This is a genomic window from Peptoniphilus indolicus (assembly GCF_900454665.1).
Taxonomy (GTDB): domain Bacteria; phylum Bacillota; class Clostridia; order Tissierellales; family Peptoniphilaceae; genus Peptoniphilus; species Peptoniphilus indolicus.
Map to the genome: position 1 here is coordinate 334,835 of NZ_UGTH01000001.1, position 15,340 is coordinate 350,174.

Consider the following 15,340-nt stretch of genomic DNA (forward strand, 5'->3'; position numbering starts at 1 on the left):
AAAATTTACAAATTTCTATTTAAAGTTCTTCTGTTTTCAAGTGCAGTTGAGATTGTAATTTCATCATAGTATTCCAAATCTCCGCCAACGGGAAGACCGTATCCTATTCTTGAAACTTTAATCCCAAGCGGTTCAATCAACCTTGAAATATAAAGGGCCGTTGTATCTCCTTCAGTTGTTGGATTTGTCGCAACAATTATCTCTTTTATATCTTCTGTTTCAAGTCTCTTTATCAAACTGCCTATGCTTAGTTCATCTGCATGAATTGCTCTTGATGGAGAAATTGTCCCATGTAGTACATGATATAATCCATGATAACAATTGCTACGTTCTAAAGCCTCAACATCTTTAGGGTATTCCACAACGCATATTGTGCTCATATCTCTTGTGTTATCTTTGCAAATATCACAAACCTCTTCATCTGTGAAGTTTTGACATTTCTCACATTTGTGTATGTTTTGTTTTGCTTCAAGCAGGGCATTTGAAAGTTCTCTTACCTCTTCGTCCTTCATGTCTATTACATGATATGCCAATCTTTGAGCTGTCTTACTTCCTATGCCCGGCAATTTATTTAGTTGAGATATTAACTGTTCAATAGACTTTGCACGTTTTGCCATTATTATAGCCCCGGAATATTAAGACCGCCTGTTATTTTACCCATTTCAGAATTAACTTTATCATCGGCTGTTCTCATTGCTTCACCAATAGCTGCTACAATTAAATCTTCAAGCATCTCAACATCTTCCGGATCCACAACTTCAGGATCTATCTTAACACTTATAAGTTCTTTGTTCCCATTAACAGTTGCTCTTACTGCCCCACCGCCTGATGAAGCTTCAACTTCTTGATTTTTTAAATCTTCTTGCAAAGTCTCCATTTGTTTTTGAATCTTTTGCATTTGTTTCATCATATTATTCATATTTCCGCCGCCCGGAAATCCACCAAATCCTCTTGCCATGTTATCCTCCTAAATTTTCTTATAGTTAAATTATATCAATATTTTCTTCGCCGACAAGTTTTTTCAATTTTTCTATACTTTGTTCTCTATTTTTTAAATCTTTTATTTCCAATTTCAGTTCAATTGAATCTCCATAGGTCTCTTTTAATAGAACTATAAGTGCGGTTTTATTTTCATCTCTCGAACTCATCTTATAAAACATTTCATCTACTACATCGAAATATAGTACCACTGTTCCATTTAGAACTTCCATATCACGTACTTTATCTAACAATACCGCCGTTGACATTTTGTTTCTATTTTTTAAATTTGAAATCACTTGATTCCATTCTGATTTTAGCTGTTGAGTTGATAAAGAAACTTCACCTTTTTTAGTGGTTTTTATAGTGTCATTTGAAACTTGTTCATGCTCATCTTTTTCAACCTTATTTGCCACTGCCCTATCAACAGGCTTTTCTTTTGCTCTTTCAACTACTTTAGACTCATTGGACTGAAATCTATTGTCTTTGAATTTATTTAAATCCAAATTGCCAATACTTATAGAGTTTAATTTATCTTCTAATTCTTTCAACCTCAACTCTACATCTGTAACTTGGGTGCACAATTCAACAAGACACATCTCAATCATTACACGCTTGTCCATTGAATATTTAATATTAGAAAGAGTGTTGTTTAATATCTTGATTATCTCTATTATTCTACTTGCTCCTGCTTTTTCAGCTTGATTTTTATATTCTTCAAATTGGCTGGTGTGCACTAAAGTTTCAGAATTAGTTGCACCTATAACCATAACATTTCTAAAGTGGGTTATCAAATCACTTATCAAAATTGTTATATCTTTTCCCGCTTTATACAGTTCATCCATTTCAGCCAGTGATTGTGCAAGATTTCTTTCTATTATAGCATCCGATAAATTGAATAAAAATTTATTCGAAACAATACCCAATATATCAATCGCTCTTTCGTATGTTAATTTTTCATCTGAAAAAGAAAACAACTGGTCTAAAAGCGAAAGACTATCTCTCATTGCCCCATCTGAGCTATTTGCTATTAACTCAAATACCTCCGGTTCAACTTCTCTATTTTCTATTTTTGAAATTCTCTCTAAATTTGAAGATATTTCATCTTCACTTATCCTCTTAAAATTATATCTTTGAAGCCTTGACAAAATTGTTGTGGGAATTTTTTCAGGTTCAGTTGTCGCCAAAATAAATATCAAATGTCTTGGTGGCTCTTCTAATATTTTTAATAGAGCATTGAATGCACCTTTTGACAACATATGAACTTCATCTATTATATATACTTTGTATTTTAAATTTTGTGGTGGATAGACAACTTTATCTTTTAATTCTCTTATGTCATCTACACCATTATTAGATGCTGCATCCATCTCGACAACATCCATAACTCTATCTTCAAGAATTGACCTACAAGATTCACATTCGTTGCATGGATTTCCATCTACCGGATGTTCACAGTTGACTGCTCTTGATAGGATTTTTGCACAAGAAGTCTTTCCAGTTCCCCTTGTTCCTGAAAAAAGGTATGCGTGAGAAAATTCATTATTTATAATTTGATTTTTAAGAGCTGTCGTGACATGGTTCTGTCCAACTATCTCTTCAAATGTTTTTGAACGATATTTTCTATAAAGTGCTTGATACATTTAGTCCTCCTATTTAAATTATAGCATAATGTTTTAAATCTTATTTTTAAATAATTAATTATTTATTATTATAGAAATTTAACTTAACTAACACCTAATTTTCACATAAATAGCTTATTATCTTAGCATACAAATTAGGAGGTATTTAAAAATGACAAATCTTAGAAAAATGTTAAGTATAGCAACTGTAGGAGTTATGATGTTAGGTGTAGTAGCTTGTGGAGCTAAAAAACCAGCTGAAGAAGCAGCTAATTCTGCAAACGCAGCAGCAGCTGAAGCTAATGCAGCAGCTCAAGAAGCTAACAAAGCAGCTAACGAAGCTAAAACTGAAGAAGCTGAAGCTAACAAAGCAACTGAAGAAGCTAACAAGGCTGAAGAAGCAGCTACTGAAGCTGAAGCAGCAGCTAACTCTGCTGAAGAAGCAGCTGACGAAGCTAAAACTGAAGCAAAATAAGAAACTTTCAAAAGTTAGGAAGGCTCAATTCGGGCTTTCCTTTTTAAATGCAATTTTTTTTACTAATATGCTATAATAAATTAAAAAAGAAGGTGATTTAATGTTTTGTCCTAACTGTGGAAATAAAGTTCAATCTTCTGATAACTACTGCTCTAATTGCGGAACTAGTTTAAAGAATGTGAAAATACAAATTATCGAAAATAATACTTCAGAGCAAGAAACAAGAACTTTTAAGCCTCTGACAAATTTGTCCGGTATAGATTCTACAAGTGAATTAAAAGATATTATTAAGGCAGTAGATGAAAAAATATCTAAAAATATATCTGACTATCAAAAACAATCTTCTATTCTAAAAGGTTCTGAAAAACCTTCTAAAGAAAATAAAAAAGAAGTTAAAGATCTTAGCTTGACCAATGAACTTAATTTCAAAAAAGAAAATTTAGACGCTTCAACTAAAGAAGAACCACTAAAAACTCAAAAAACGACAAAATCAACACCTAAATCTACTCCTAATAAAAAAAGCTTTCGAGAAAAATTTAGGGACTTTATAAATGAAGATGATGACCAATTTTCTATATTCTCTTCTCTAAAAGATGACACTGAAAATTTAGATAAAGTTGAACTCACTAAACCGGAGGTTAAAACATTTGAAAATACAATGGACATACCTCCTATAAATGTTATCGAAGAGGAATTGTCAAAGACAAATAAAAAAGATACTACAAATAAAGAGTTTGATAAAAAGATATCTTCTTATGATTATAAAAGTTTTACAGAGCTTGTTAATGCAGAGTTGGAAAAATCTAAATCTGATGTAAAAAATGAACCGTCAAATAAAAAAGATAAAGCTGACGAAAAAACAAAAAAAGATAGTAAAACCAAATCATCTGATAAAAAGCAAACTGTAAAAAAAGAAACTGAGCCTGTCAAAGAAAAGAAACTTGAAAAAAGTTCAGAAAAATCTGTAACTAAAGAAAAATTTATAGACAAGTTTAAAAATAAATTTACAAATAAAGATAAACCTAAAGAAAACTTAAATAAAGAAAAAAAAGATAACCCATTTAAACTAAGCAAGGCAAATATTTCTAAAGATCATCATACATTAGAAGATATCTCGGAAACTATGAAGACTAATTTAGTATTTCAAAAACTTAGAAGTATACACACTATTGCAACTAAACTCAATGAAAAGCAACTTTTAATATTTGCAATCTTACTATCTATCATACCTGTTGTAATAAGTGTTGTGAAATGGAATAACTTTTCTCTTATTATTGTTTTTTCACTAGTGATTAAAATTCTAATCAAGTTAGCTCAATTCTACATCCCACTAAATTTAGCTACAGAAAAAGCTTGGATTGATTCGAGTTATAGCGAGATTAAACATTTTGCACTTATAAATTATTTTCTTTCTGAAATAATTATGCTCGTTATGTTTATCTTCTCTCCTTGGTATGGAATATTTTATTTTAAAACTCTATCAGCCTTTACGGCATTTCCAGTTGCAACAATAGTTTTGGTTTTGTTTGCAACTTGTCTATCGGTTTCTCAATTTCACAACCAACTAAAAGAAACTAATAAGATAGATTTTATAGGTTGGTACATGATACTATTCATAATATCTGAGTTCATCGGAAAAATTATATTTATGTTTACTGACATATTAGTATAAAATTGACCAAGTCGAAATTCGATTTGGTTTTTTTGTGCTTATATTTTTAATAATCATACTATACATACCTGTCAAACTATTATTTTTATGAAAACTTATATTTTATTCTCTAATGGTAATTTTTACTGTCTATGCCAATCAATCTAATATATTATTTAATTGTAAATCTTCTATACTAATTTTTATAGTGTAGTATTAACTTTAAATTACACACTTTCAAAAAATATTTTTAAATATATTGATGTTAAAGCTCCTATTATAAAAGATATAATACTAATGTAACTATGATCATCAAAAAAGTAAAAAATAAAAAAGATATTCCAAGCTAATGGAAATAATAAAATATATCCTAAAAATAGCTTTCTGCTCTTATAAACCAATGGTAATGAAACTAGTAAAGGAAAAGAGAATGGACTGAGTATATAATAATTTAACGTTGTTATGAATCTATATAAATTAGATAACCCTGAAAAGAAAATAGGAATGCATCCCACCATTATTATAAAATACAAAATCATAACTATTTTATTTTTCATTTGTTCTATTCTCCCCTTTTAATAAACTTTTCATCCAAAACTACAATAAAAAGTGTATTATACTTTTTATCTTTGAATCCTAAATCCTCTATTTTTAGTATTATAGTAATTTTAATTATACCCCTATTTTTATTTATTATTAATTTTACTAACTCTTTATATTCTCTATGCAGTATTGAGAAATGTTTCTATCAAAAAATTTAATTTTTTTCTATTTCTCAAATACCTAAACTAAGTAAATAAAAAAGTGTGGCTAAGCCACACTCGGTATTGTTTATGCAATTTCTTCTTGTCTTTCTGCTTTTAATTTTTTTCCGTACTCATCGGCAGTTTTCATTGCTTCTATAAATCTTTCCTTTGTTAAAGGATTTGTTACTGCCCTCTTCCACTCAGTTGTGTTAGGTGCTACTTCTGCTAATTTTTCTAAATCATCATAAGTTAAACCAACATCTTCAAGTGTGATAGGTAATCCTATAGATTTATTGAATTTCGCAATTTTATCCAATTCATCAAATTGTTCTGCATATGCATGTAGCACAAGCACACCAAATGAAACAAGTTCTCCGTGTAGATATTCTTTGTCTCTTGGAACAGCAGTTGATGCATTGTAGAAAATATGTGCAAGAGAAGAATTGTAATAGTACTCTGGTTGATTAGTTAAATTTGAAACATATCCCGTTGCAACAAGTATATCCATTGCTACTTCTTCAATTGCTTGAGTAGATTTATTGTTTCTGCAATCTTCTATAGCTTGCTTTCCATATTTTAAGAAAGGTGCTTCACAACTCTTGCTAAGTGTTAATCCCATTCTTGCTATGTGATCTAATTCTGCATACTTTGTTGCGTATGCAACTTCAGGTTGCTTGCTAAGTCCATCTCCTATCCCTGCCCATAGGTATTCCTCAGGTGCATTGGCAATTATACTTGTTTCAACAAACATATGCACTGGTGCCGGAATTAATTCATAGTGTGAGAAAGTTCTATCGTCATTATATACAACTGAAATTGCTGTCACTGCTGAGCAATTTGAACAGATTGTAGGGAATGAGAAAGCATTTTTATTTAATTGTGCCGCCAATATTTTGCCAGTGTCAGTAGATTTTCCACCGCCAATTGTAAATATTACGTCTGCATTTTGAATTTCTTCTCTATTTTTTAATCTTTCAACATTGCTCATTGTACATTCTTCACCGTATACAAATTCTCCGGTAATTTCTATATCTGAATCTTTAAGAGCTTCTCTTATCTTAGGTGCTGCTGCTTGAAGCGCCCTCTTTCCACCAACTAAAACTACTTTATTGTAGTTGTAATCTCTACAAACTTTTTCTAAATGTGGATATCCTTCTTTTGAAACGCTATAGTTACTCATTTTTACTGTTTTCATCTATATTTATTCTCCCGTATTTTTACTTAAAATCTATTTATAATTTTATTTAACCACTACTCTCCAATTGTGTTCATCTTCAACATCTCCCCATTGAATTCCTGTCAAAGTATCGTACAATTTTTGAGTTAGTTCGCCTGTCTTAAATTCATTTACTTCTACTTTTTCTCCTTTATAGAAAAGTTCGCCTATAGGAGATATTACAGCTGCTGTACCTGTACCCCAAGCTTCTTGAAGTCTTCCTTCTTTTCCAGCTTTCATAAGTTCATATATTTCTAAATGACGTTCTTCAACTTTATATCCCCAATCTTTTACAAGTTGTAAGATTGAGTCTCTTGTAACTCCGGCAAGTACAGTTCCTTCGATTGGAGCTGTTACAACAACGTCGTCTATCAAGAACATTACGTTCATTGAACCCACTTCTTCAACATACTTACGATGAACTCCATCTAACCAAAGTACTTGAGTATATCCAAGTTTTTTAGCTTTCATTTGACCTGCTAAACTTCCTGCGTAGTTTCCACCGCATTTTACAAATCCTGTTCCACCAACCGTTGCTCTTGTAAGTTCGTCTTCTACATATATTTTTATAGGATTAACTCCTTCAGGATAATATGCTCCTACTGGTGAAAGCACAATTATAAATCTATAATTATCTGCTTGGTCTACACCTAATGCAACTTCATTTGCATACATAAAAGGTCTGATGTATAAAGATTCTCCCTCACCTGTTGGAATCCAAGCTTCTTCAACTTTAACTAATTCCTTTATAGCCTCTACAAACATTTCTTCAGGTACACTTGGCATACACATACGCTCATTAGATTTTTCAAATCTCTTTGCATTCATATCAGGTCTAAAAAGATATACCTCTCCATTTTTCCCGCGATATGCTTTAAGTCCTTCAAAAGTCTCTTGTGCATAATGTAGTACCATTGCAGCCGGATCAATAATCATTGGTGCATAAGGTACAATTCTTTCGTCATGCCAACCCTTGCCTTCTTTCCAATCCATTACAAACATATAGTCTGTAAATTTTTTACCAAATCCTAGAGCTCCTTGTGGTTTTTCCTTTAAAGTTTCTGCTTGTTCAAATCTTATATTCATCTTATCCTCCTAAATTTACTCAACTGTACCTAATACTGATGATGGTACTTTCCCATAAGTTCTATTTTTATATACTCCAACTGTTAAAAATGGAATTACTACTACAGCTATCGCCAAATATCCACAGTAGCCATATCCATATTTAATTATATTTGTAAGTCCAACCATTGAAATCGCCATTGAAACAGTGATTATAAATGCTGCAACTATAACTCTTTTCTTAGTTTGACTTGCTATCTTATTAAGTAATTTTGAATTTTCAAATCTTGATACAAATCCAAAAGTAGTTGTTACTCCTGTTGAGATTAAGCAAAGCACCAAACACACTCCATAAATTGCAAACAACCATTTCCAACCTATTGCATTTGTTACCATCAAAGTAGGTAGTGTTGTTCCTCCCTCAACAGTTGTATAAAAACTCTTCCATGAATTTAACATCACAATTGACAATACTAATGCTATTGAGTTAACTGCAAATGAAAATTTCATAGCTTTGCCAACTTGACTTCTATCTTCTAAAACTTTTCCGCATACTATCATTGTTGGAAGGGTTACACATTGAAATCCTGCATATACGAATGAATTTAAAATTGCTTTTGGTAAGTTTTTAAATCCACAACTTCCAAAGTCTTTTGTAAGTACAGTTACAAAATTTTCTCCTTGAAAACTTCCAAGAGTGTATATACTTACTGCTGTTATCAAAATTGCCATTCCCATAAATGTGCTTGCTTTTCTAACTAAATTTGCACCAAATATTGTCAATGACAAAACCAACATCCCAACTACTACAACATAAAACTGATAATTTATGGCAAAGTACTCTTGAAGAGCACTTGCTGCTCCTGATATTGCTGCTGCGATTGCCATTACTACCATGATGTAGAAAAATATTTCAAAAAATACTGACAATTTATCAAACGGATGAAGCAATGTTTTGAAAAGTTCTTTATATGAGCTAATCCCTCTTTGATTAAACATTATCATCGCTTCTCTCATTGTTGCCGTCAACAAAAATATTGCCAATATTGCGCTTATAATTCCCGGCCAACCCAAACTTATAAAAAATGTATTTGCTTGATTTCCTGTGGCGAAACCGCCACCTGCGTGTGCTGAGAATAAAACCATCCCAACTGAAATTGCTGTAAAAATTGACTTGCTACTTGCTTTCATACTTTTTTCCATTTTCTTTTCCTCCAAAATTTTACTTTTCAGCTATTTTGGCAATAAGAAAGCCTCCCGTCTCCATTGCCTATAACAAAAGAGACGAAAGGCTGAAAGCTTCCGCGGTACCACTCTTCTTCATCTTTATGATGCACTTTGATCCAATAATGAATAGCTCTGTAACGGGAGCTCCCGTCTATCTCTACTTAATTTCAAGACAGCCATTTAATGACTAGTTCAACAGATCTCCCCATGTACTTTGCACCAACCAGTACCTCTCTAAGTAGTTTGATTCCATCTACTGCTTCATTTCGTTACGTTTTATAGAACTATAGCAGAGACAAAATTATTTTTCAAGTACTTTCAGCAATTTTTTTATCAAATTTATTCAGTTTTCAAATTTCATTTACAGGTTCAGCATTTGCAAAATTTTTATATTCTCGCTCGCTTAAATATTTTTTATTCTTATATGCTCCAACAGTTAGTAGTGGAACCACTATTAATACTATTGCCACATATCCACAGTAACCATATCCGTATTTGATTATATTAGTTAAACCAGCCATTGATATAAGCATTGAAACCGCCAATATAAATACTGCTACCAAAAATCTACGAACCTTTACATCGCTTACACGTTTTAAAACAGATGCGCTTTCAAATCTTGCAACAAATCCAAAGGTTATAGAAACTGCAGAAGATACTAAACAAAGTATTAATGATATAGCGTAAAATACCGTCATCCATTCATATCCCATCGCCTTTGTAGCTGTAAGTGTCGGAAGTGTAGTTCCACCATCAACCACTGTGTAATATGATTTCCAAGATAATAACATTGCAACTGATAATCCCAATGCTAAAGCATTTATAACTGCCGATAACTTCATTGAATTTGAAACTTCATTTTTATTTTTTAGAACTCCTCCACAAGCTACCATAGCTGGAATTTGAACACATTGGAATCCTGCGTATATAAACCCATTCATAAAAGCTTTAGGTAAATTATCAAAACCGCTATTTGCAAAGTCAAGTCTCAATACATTTAAAATTCCATCCCCCTTAAAACTTCCCACTGCATATATAACAAGTGATGTCACTAAAATGACCAACCCCATATAACTTTCAACCACTCTTACTACGCTCGCTCCAAATATCACCAACACAAGAGTCAATGCGCTTACTGCAACCACTCCCGACGCATAGCTAAACCCAAAATATTCTTTAATGGCGCTTGCAGCTCCTGATATGGTAGTTGCAACTACCATAACTACCATGATGTAATAAAATACTTCAAAAGCTATCTCCAATTTATCAAATGGATGATACAACGTTTCAAAAAGTTCTTTATACGACTTCAAACCTCTACTGTTATACATTGTCATTGCCTCTTTTAACATTGCCGTTAATAACAGCATTGCCACTACAGCACTCACAATTCCTGTCCAACCAAGTCCTACAAAATAAGTATTAGCTTGATTTCCGGTTGCAAATCCTCCACCTGCATGAGCTGAAAAAAGTACAAGTGCTATTGAAACAACACCATACATCCCACCATCTTTTCCAAACAATCTTTTCAACATCTTATTACCTCCAATATTTTATACAGGCAATAAAAAAAGCCCTTCGCCTCTATTGCCTTTAACAAAAGAGACGAAAGACTATATAATCCTCCGCGGTACCACTCTTCTTCATCTTTATGATGCACTCTGATCCAATAATGAATAGCTCTGTAACGGGAGCTCCCGATAATACTTACTCAATTCAGCATTACAGCTCAGTGGTGATTTTCAATAATTCTTTTCTGATACTTCGCACCAACCAGTATCTCTCTGATAGAAATTTAATCATTTACTTTTCCACTTCAAAACTTAGTAATGATATGTTACTCCCTAAAAAAATTTTTTGCAAGTAAAATTTTCAAAAAATAAAAATTTTTTTGTTCAACCTAAATTGCAATATCAAATTAAACTTTTGACTAATTTAAATTTATTTCTCTTTAATTATTAAAATATCCGGTAAAAATTTTTTACAAATTATAATTTTTAAATTTATAGTTTCACTATTATATTTAATATGCAAATCATTACCATGTATATTACAAAAGCTCAAAGTCAAATAAAATTACTTATTCTAGTCAAATAACTCAAAATAATTTTAAAATATAAAAAGGCAGAGATAAACTCTACCTTTAATAAAAATCTAATTAAATTTTTAAATAAACTTTTCTTCAAACCTAAGTAATTCTTCATCTATAAGTTTGTAAGAATTTAATCTGTTTATATTGTCTCGTGCTTCTTTTGAACCAGGCATACCTTTAAAATAACCCACAAACTGTTTTCTCATTTCAAGCACGCCCAATCTTTCATTTTTGTATTCAACTGCAAGTCTTAAATGCTCTCTCGCCTTTTCAATTCTATCCACAAAGCTTGGCTCAAAATATTCTTCGCCTCTTGATTTAGTAGCTATCTCTTCAAAAATAAACGGATTTCCTATAGCTGCTCTACCTATCGACACACCATTCACTCCATAGCTCATAACTTTTTCCAAAGCATTTTGATAAGAATCTACATCCCCATTACCTATCACAGGAATTTTAACAAGTTTTGCAATCTCTGATATATATTCCCAATCAGAAACTCCCGTGTAGTATTCTTCACGAGTTCTTCCATGAACAGTTATTCTCTTGGCCCCTGCTGCTTCTATCTCCTTCGCCGCTTCCATAGAATTAGTTTCTCTTATTCCCTTTCTAATCTTCACACTGACTGGAAGGTCTGTAGCATTCACAACTGCCCTTGTTACTTCATATACTAAATTGGGTTGATCTAATAGCGCAGAGCCAGAATTATTTTTCACAATTTTAGGCGCAGGACATCCCATATTTATATCTATCCCTATAAAATCAAATTTAGATACAATTTCAGCCGCCTTAGCCATAAAATATGGTTCATCTCCAAAAAGTTGTACCACAACATTTTTTTCATTTGGAGAAGTCTTTAATAAATCATTTGTCTTTCTGTCGCCATACACTATTCCCTTGCAGGACACCATTTCAGTCACAACTTCACTTGCTCCCATTCTCGAGCAAATTTCTCTAAAAGCTATGTCTGTATACCCTGCAAGAGGTGCAAGTGATGCAAATATTTTAGTTTCCAAAAATCTTATCCCTATTCATATCATATATCATTCTGAGCCCATCAAGAGTTAAGTATTTATCAATTATTATGTCATACTTTGACTCATGAGTTAAAAGAGATGAAAATCCACCTGTTGAAATTATTTTTGTACTCTTTTCTTCAAAGCCCACTTCATCTATTATCCTTTCTATTATTCCATCAATCAAAACATTATATCCATGATATAATCCTGATTGCATTGATGAAACAGTATTGGTTTGAACTACTTTATCAATCTTTTTAATTTCTATTCTCGGTAATTTTGAAGTTCTTTCAAAAAGTGCTTCGGCAGCAATTCCAATCCCCGGGAAAATAAGCCCCCCTCTATATGTTCTGTCCTTGTCTACTACGCAAAATGTCATAGCTGTGCCTATGTCTATTATTATGCAAGGTCCTCCATATACTTCGAGTGCAGCTACTGCATTTACAATTCTATCAGCTCCTACAGCACTTGGGTTATCATATTCTACTTTTAAATCGTAATCTAAATCTCCATTGACCACTATCGGCCTTTTACCAAAATACTTTATAATCATTGATGGTAAAGTGTGCATAAGATTCGGAACAACTGAAGATATTATTACATTTTCTATTTCATTCAACCCTATTCCTGCATTTGATAGAGTATTTTGAAATATCATTCCATATTCATCAGAAGACCTCGTCTTCACTGTTGCTATTCTAAAATTTTGTATTAATTCTTCACCTTGATATATACCATAAACTATAGAAGTATTTCCTACATCAATTGCTAATAACATCGTCTCTCCTAACTTGTTTGTATATTTTATGATTTTTTATTTTTACCCCAAATTTACAATCTCATTAAGTATATCTATTAAATTTATCATTTTCAATAAATTTTCTTATTTTATTATATTTAGGTTTACAATCAAATTTAATTTGACATTAGCGTTAACCGGCTTTAAAATATATGTAGTTATTAAAGGAGGTCTATCATGACTAAAAACACAACTCGCATAGTTAGAATTGCATTATTTACAGCACTTATTTGTGTCGGAGCTTTTATTTCTGTTCCAATAGGCCCTGTTCCGATTAGTTTTCAAAACTTTTTTGTAATTATGGCCGCATTATTATTGCCGGCTAAAGATGCTGCACTAAGTGTACTTATATATTTATTAATTGGATTGGCAGGTCTTCCTGTATTTGCTCAATTTACCGGCGGTCTACAAACTGTATTCAAACCTTCATTCGGCTTCTTAATTGGTTTTGTTGTAGGCTCATATGTAATTTCTAAAATAGTTGGAGATTCAAGAGATTATAAAAAAATATTTCTTGCAACTGTTGTAGGTGAAATTATATTTTACATTGTAGGAATCCCATATATGTACTATATATTGGCTGGTATGTCTAAAGCACCCGGTACAATTACAGGCCTTTTGCAACTTGGACTTATTCCATTTATTCCGGGGGATTTACTTAAGATGGCAATCGCTACTGCCATCGCACCTAAGATAAAAAATGCAATACAATATAAATAAACAAAAAAGGCAGATAGAGAAATTTCTCTATCTACCTTTTTTGTTTACTTAATTTATATTATTTAAAGAAATGTGATAAAAATATTATCAATATAGCTACTGGAGTTATATATTTTATACTTATTCTCATCCAACTCTTCACAAATTCATTTTTAATATTGCTAGCTTCAATTACATTTTCAATTCCCCAAACATAGCCAGAGAATATAGCTATCGCAAGACAACTGAAAACTAAAATATAATTACTTTCTACGACATCAAACATTCCAAATAAAGCATCGTTGTTGATTGAAAGATAAGCTACTATAACTATAGGTACTGCACTGATTAAAATAGCTGTAATTCTATTTAAGCTATACTTTTCAGTTAAAAGCCCCACTATCGCTTCATAAACTCCAACTGAAGAAGTAAATGCTGCAATGTAAAATCCTAAATAAAATAGTATGGATAAGAAATATCCCCCGGGTACAAGATTGAATGCATTAGGTAGGGTCAAAAAACTCAAACTAACACCTTCTGTAACTTCTAAATTAGTTCCAAATACCATAGGGAGTATCATAAGTCCTGCAAGAATACCTGCGAAAATTAAAGAAATACAAATTAGAGAAGAGCTCTTAAATATATTTTCATCTTTATCTTTGATGTATGAACCGAAAACCATACTTCCCAACATTCCCAATCCAAGAGCAAAGAAAGCTTGTCCTAAACAAGTTAAAAGTGAATCAAGAGTAAATTTAGATATATCAGGTAAAAATAAAAATTTAACTCCATCAATAGCCCCATCAACTCTAAGAACTGAAATTATTACAACCGCCATAATCAAAAATAATATTGGTAAAAGGATTTTAGAGATTCTCTCAATTCCTTTTTGTACTCCAAAAATTAATACAAAAATATTTAATAGCAAATTTATTATAAAAAATAAAAACACTTGAGTCTTGTCAGCATTGAAGTCATTAAAGAATTCTACTACACCATCAGGAGTAAGCCCCATATAAGAACCTTGGAAACTTACAATTAAGTATTTAAAAATCCACGAATAAATAGGTGCGGTATACCCAAGTATTAGAGCTGCTGCTATTAAGTGTAAATATCCAGCTAAATAAAATTTTGATTTAGGAGCAATAGTCTTATATGCATCAATTGCAGTGCGTTGAGTATGAAAGCCTATAGCAACCTCACAAGTCATTAGAGGAATACCTATAATCAATATTATTGCAATGTATATTAGTATAAAAATAGCGCCTCCATTAGCACCTACTACATAAGGAAATCTCCAAAGAGAACCTATACCTAGTGCAAGACCTATTGCAACTAAAATAAAGCCCCAAATGGAGCTGAAACCTTCATTTTTTTTCAAATTATCACCTCATTGAAGAGTATAGAGTAAATTTTAAAAATAGACAATAAATATAGAGAAGATTATCGAAAATATTTTTATATTAAAGATTATTGACATAATTTTAAATAACAATTATATTATTTACATAGTATTTATTAAGTGTAAAATAAATTGTCAATTTAAATTAGTCCTTACAATCAAATTTATAATTAATTTATAATTTGCTATCGTAGCTCAGTAGGTAGAGCACTACATTGGTAATGTAGAGGTCACGGGTTCAAGTCCCGTCGTTAGCTCCATTTAAGCCCTTGGTAGTCGGTGGAAAACGGCGTGTATTGGTACAAACTGACGACAAGCATAAATAAAAAATAAAGTTGCATCTTATACA

The 15,340-nt window shown here is 31.8% G+C and carries 13 protein-coding genes, 1 tRNA gene and 2 other annotated features; of the genes, 4 read left to right on the forward strand and 10 right to left on the reverse strand.

Annotated features, from left to right (window positions below):
• Window positions 1-5: 5 nt before the first annotated feature.
• Genes recR through dnaX form a run of 3 tightly spaced genes read right to left on the reverse strand, consistent with a single transcriptional unit; the run spans window position 6 to window position 2,621 of the window.
• Window positions 6-617, reverse strand: coding sequence for a recombination mediator RecR (recR, locus tag DYE58_RS01710; RefSeq protein WP_004822106.1), 612 nt, complete (start codon window positions 615-617; stop codon window positions 6-8).
• Between the two features lie 2 nt (window positions 618-619).
• Window positions 620-958 (reverse strand): YbaB/EbfC family nucleoid-associated protein, encoded by a 339-nt coding sequence (locus DYE58_RS01715; RefSeq protein WP_004822105.1) that lies wholly within the window; start codon window positions 956-958, stop codon window positions 620-622.
• A gap of 25 nt (window positions 959-983) precedes the next feature.
• Window positions 984-2,621: a DNA polymerase III subunit gamma/tau gene (gene dnaX / locus DYE58_RS01720; protein WP_004822103.1), complete on the reverse strand. Its 1,638-nt coding sequence runs from the start codon at window positions 2,619-2,621 to the stop codon at window positions 984-986.
• Between the two features lie 151 nt (window positions 2,622-2,772).
• Here dnaX and DYE58_RS01725 point away from each other — a divergent pair, with 151 nt between their 5' ends.
• Complete coding sequence (locus DYE58_RS01725) at window positions 2,773-3,075, forward strand: hypothetical protein (protein ID WP_004822102.1); 303 nt, start codon at window positions 2,773-2,775, stop codon at window positions 3,073-3,075.
• Between the two features lie 100 nt (window positions 3,076-3,175).
• Window positions 3,176-4,747: a zinc ribbon domain-containing protein gene (locus DYE58_RS01730; RefSeq protein ID WP_115311955.1), complete on the forward strand. Its 1,572-nt coding sequence runs from the start codon at window positions 3,176-3,178 to the stop codon at window positions 4,745-4,747.
• A gap of 810 nt (window positions 4,748-5,557) precedes the next feature.
• On the opposite strand, the gene DYE58_RS01740 is transcribed toward DYE58_RS01730, so the two are convergent.
• The 6 genes from DYE58_RS01740 to DYE58_RS01765 all read right to left on the reverse strand — a co-directional run bounded on the left by DYE58_RS01740 (window position 5,558) and on the right by DYE58_RS01765 (window position 12,869).
• The gene (locus DYE58_RS01740; RefSeq protein ID WP_004822094.1) at window positions 5,558-6,667 is read right to left on the reverse strand and encodes an iron-containing alcohol dehydrogenase family protein; all 1,110 of its coding nucleotides are present in this window, start codon (window positions 6,665-6,667) and stop codon (window positions 5,558-5,560) included.
• 45 nt (window positions 6,668-6,712) lie between these two features.
• On the reverse strand, window positions 6,713-7,774 hold the full coding sequence (locus DYE58_RS01745; RefSeq protein WP_004822092.1) for a branched-chain amino acid aminotransferase: 1,062 nt from the start codon (window positions 7,772-7,774) through the stop codon (window positions 6,713-6,715).
• A 15-nt stretch (window positions 7,775-7,789) separates the two neighbouring features.
• Window positions 7,790-8,956 carry a hypothetical protein gene (locus tag DYE58_RS01750; protein ID WP_004822090.1) on the reverse strand — a complete coding sequence of 389 codons (1,167 nt, stop codon included), beginning with the start codon at window positions 8,954-8,956 and terminating at the stop codon, window positions 7,790-7,792.
• Between the two features lie 74 nt (window positions 8,957-9,030).
• Window positions 9,031-9,259, reverse strand: a binding site (T-box leader).
• A 71-nt stretch (window positions 9,260-9,330) separates the two neighbouring features.
• The gene (locus DYE58_RS01755; RefSeq protein ID WP_115311957.1) at window positions 9,331-10,515 is read right to left on the reverse strand and encodes a YkvI family membrane protein; all 1,185 of its coding nucleotides are present in this window, start codon (window positions 10,513-10,515) and stop codon (window positions 9,331-9,333) included.
• Window positions 10,516-10,578: 63 nt separating this feature from the next.
• Window positions 10,579-10,809: a binding site (T-box leader), on the reverse strand.
• A gap of 337 nt (window positions 10,810-11,146) precedes the next feature.
• Entirely contained in the window at window positions 11,147-12,088 is a 942-nt protein-coding gene (dusB, locus tag DYE58_RS01760) for a tRNA dihydrouridine synthase DusB (protein ID WP_004822086.1), read from the reverse strand.
• Window positions 12,078-12,869 (reverse strand): type III pantothenate kinase, encoded by a 792-nt coding sequence (locus DYE58_RS01765; RefSeq protein WP_004822084.1) that lies wholly within the window; start codon window positions 12,867-12,869, stop codon window positions 12,078-12,080. Before DYE58_RS01765 ends, dusB begins: the two co-directional genes overlap by 11 nt.
• Before the next feature lie 198 nt (window positions 12,870-13,067).
• Here DYE58_RS01765 and DYE58_RS01770 point away from each other — a divergent pair, with 198 nt between their 5' ends.
• The gene (locus DYE58_RS01770; RefSeq protein ID WP_004822083.1) at window positions 13,068-13,610 is read left to right on the forward strand and encodes a biotin transporter BioY; all 543 of its coding nucleotides are present in this window, start codon (window positions 13,068-13,070) and stop codon (window positions 13,608-13,610) included.
• Between the two features lie 58 nt (window positions 13,611-13,668).
• Here the strand turns inward: DYE58_RS01770 and DYE58_RS01775 are convergent, their stop codons facing one another.
• Window positions 13,669-14,970: a sodium-dependent transporter gene (locus DYE58_RS01775; protein ID WP_115311958.1), complete on the reverse strand. Its 1,302-nt coding sequence runs from the start codon at window positions 14,968-14,970 to the stop codon at window positions 13,669-13,671.
• 205 nt (window positions 14,971-15,175) lie between these two features.
• Between DYE58_RS01775 and DYE58_RS01780 the strand changes: the two genes are divergently transcribed.
• Window positions 15,176-15,251, forward strand: a tRNA-Thr gene (locus DYE58_RS01780).
• Window positions 15,252-15,340 lie beyond the last annotated feature (89 nt).

Bases quoted from the DNA above. Each gene is read 5' to 3' on its own strand.
- recR (WP_004822106.1), bottom strand. From the start codon at position 617: ATGGCAAAACGTGCAAAGTCTATTGAACAGTTAATATCTCAACTAAAT.
- DYE58_RS01715 (WP_004822105.1), bottom strand. From the start codon at position 958: ATGGCAAGAGGATTTGGTGGATTTCCGGGCGGCGGAAATATGAATAAT.
- dnaX (WP_004822103.1), bottom strand. From the start codon at position 2,621: ATGTATCAAGCACTTTATAGAAAATATCGTTCAAAAACATTTGAAGAG.
- DYE58_RS01725 (WP_004822102.1), top strand. From the start codon at position 2,773: ATGACAAATCTTAGAAAAATGTTAAGTATAGCAACTGTAGGAGTTATG.
- DYE58_RS01730 (WP_115311955.1), top strand. From the start codon at position 3,176: ATGTTTTGTCCTAACTGTGGAAATAAAGTTCAATCTTCTGATAACTAC.
- DYE58_RS01740 (WP_004822094.1), bottom strand. From the start codon at position 6,667: ATGAAAACAGTAAAAATGAGTAACTATAGCGTTTCAAAAGAAGGATAT.
- DYE58_RS01745 (WP_004822092.1), bottom strand. From the start codon at position 7,774: ATGAATATAAGATTTGAACAAGCAGAAACTTTAAAGGAAAAACCACAA.
- DYE58_RS01750 (WP_004822090.1), bottom strand. From the start codon at position 8,956: ATGGAAAAAAGTATGAAAGCAAGTAGCAAGTCAATTTTTACAGCAATT.
- DYE58_RS01755 (WP_115311957.1), bottom strand. From the start codon at position 10,515: ATGTTGAAAAGATTGTTTGGAAAAGATGGTGGGATGTATGGTGTTGTT.
- DYE58_RS01765 (WP_004822084.1), bottom strand. From the start codon at position 12,869: ATGTTATTAGCAATTGATGTAGGAAATACTTCTATAGTTTATGGTATA.
- DYE58_RS01770 (WP_004822083.1), top strand. From the start codon at position 13,068: ATGACTAAAAACACAACTCGCATAGTTAGAATTGCATTATTTACAGCA.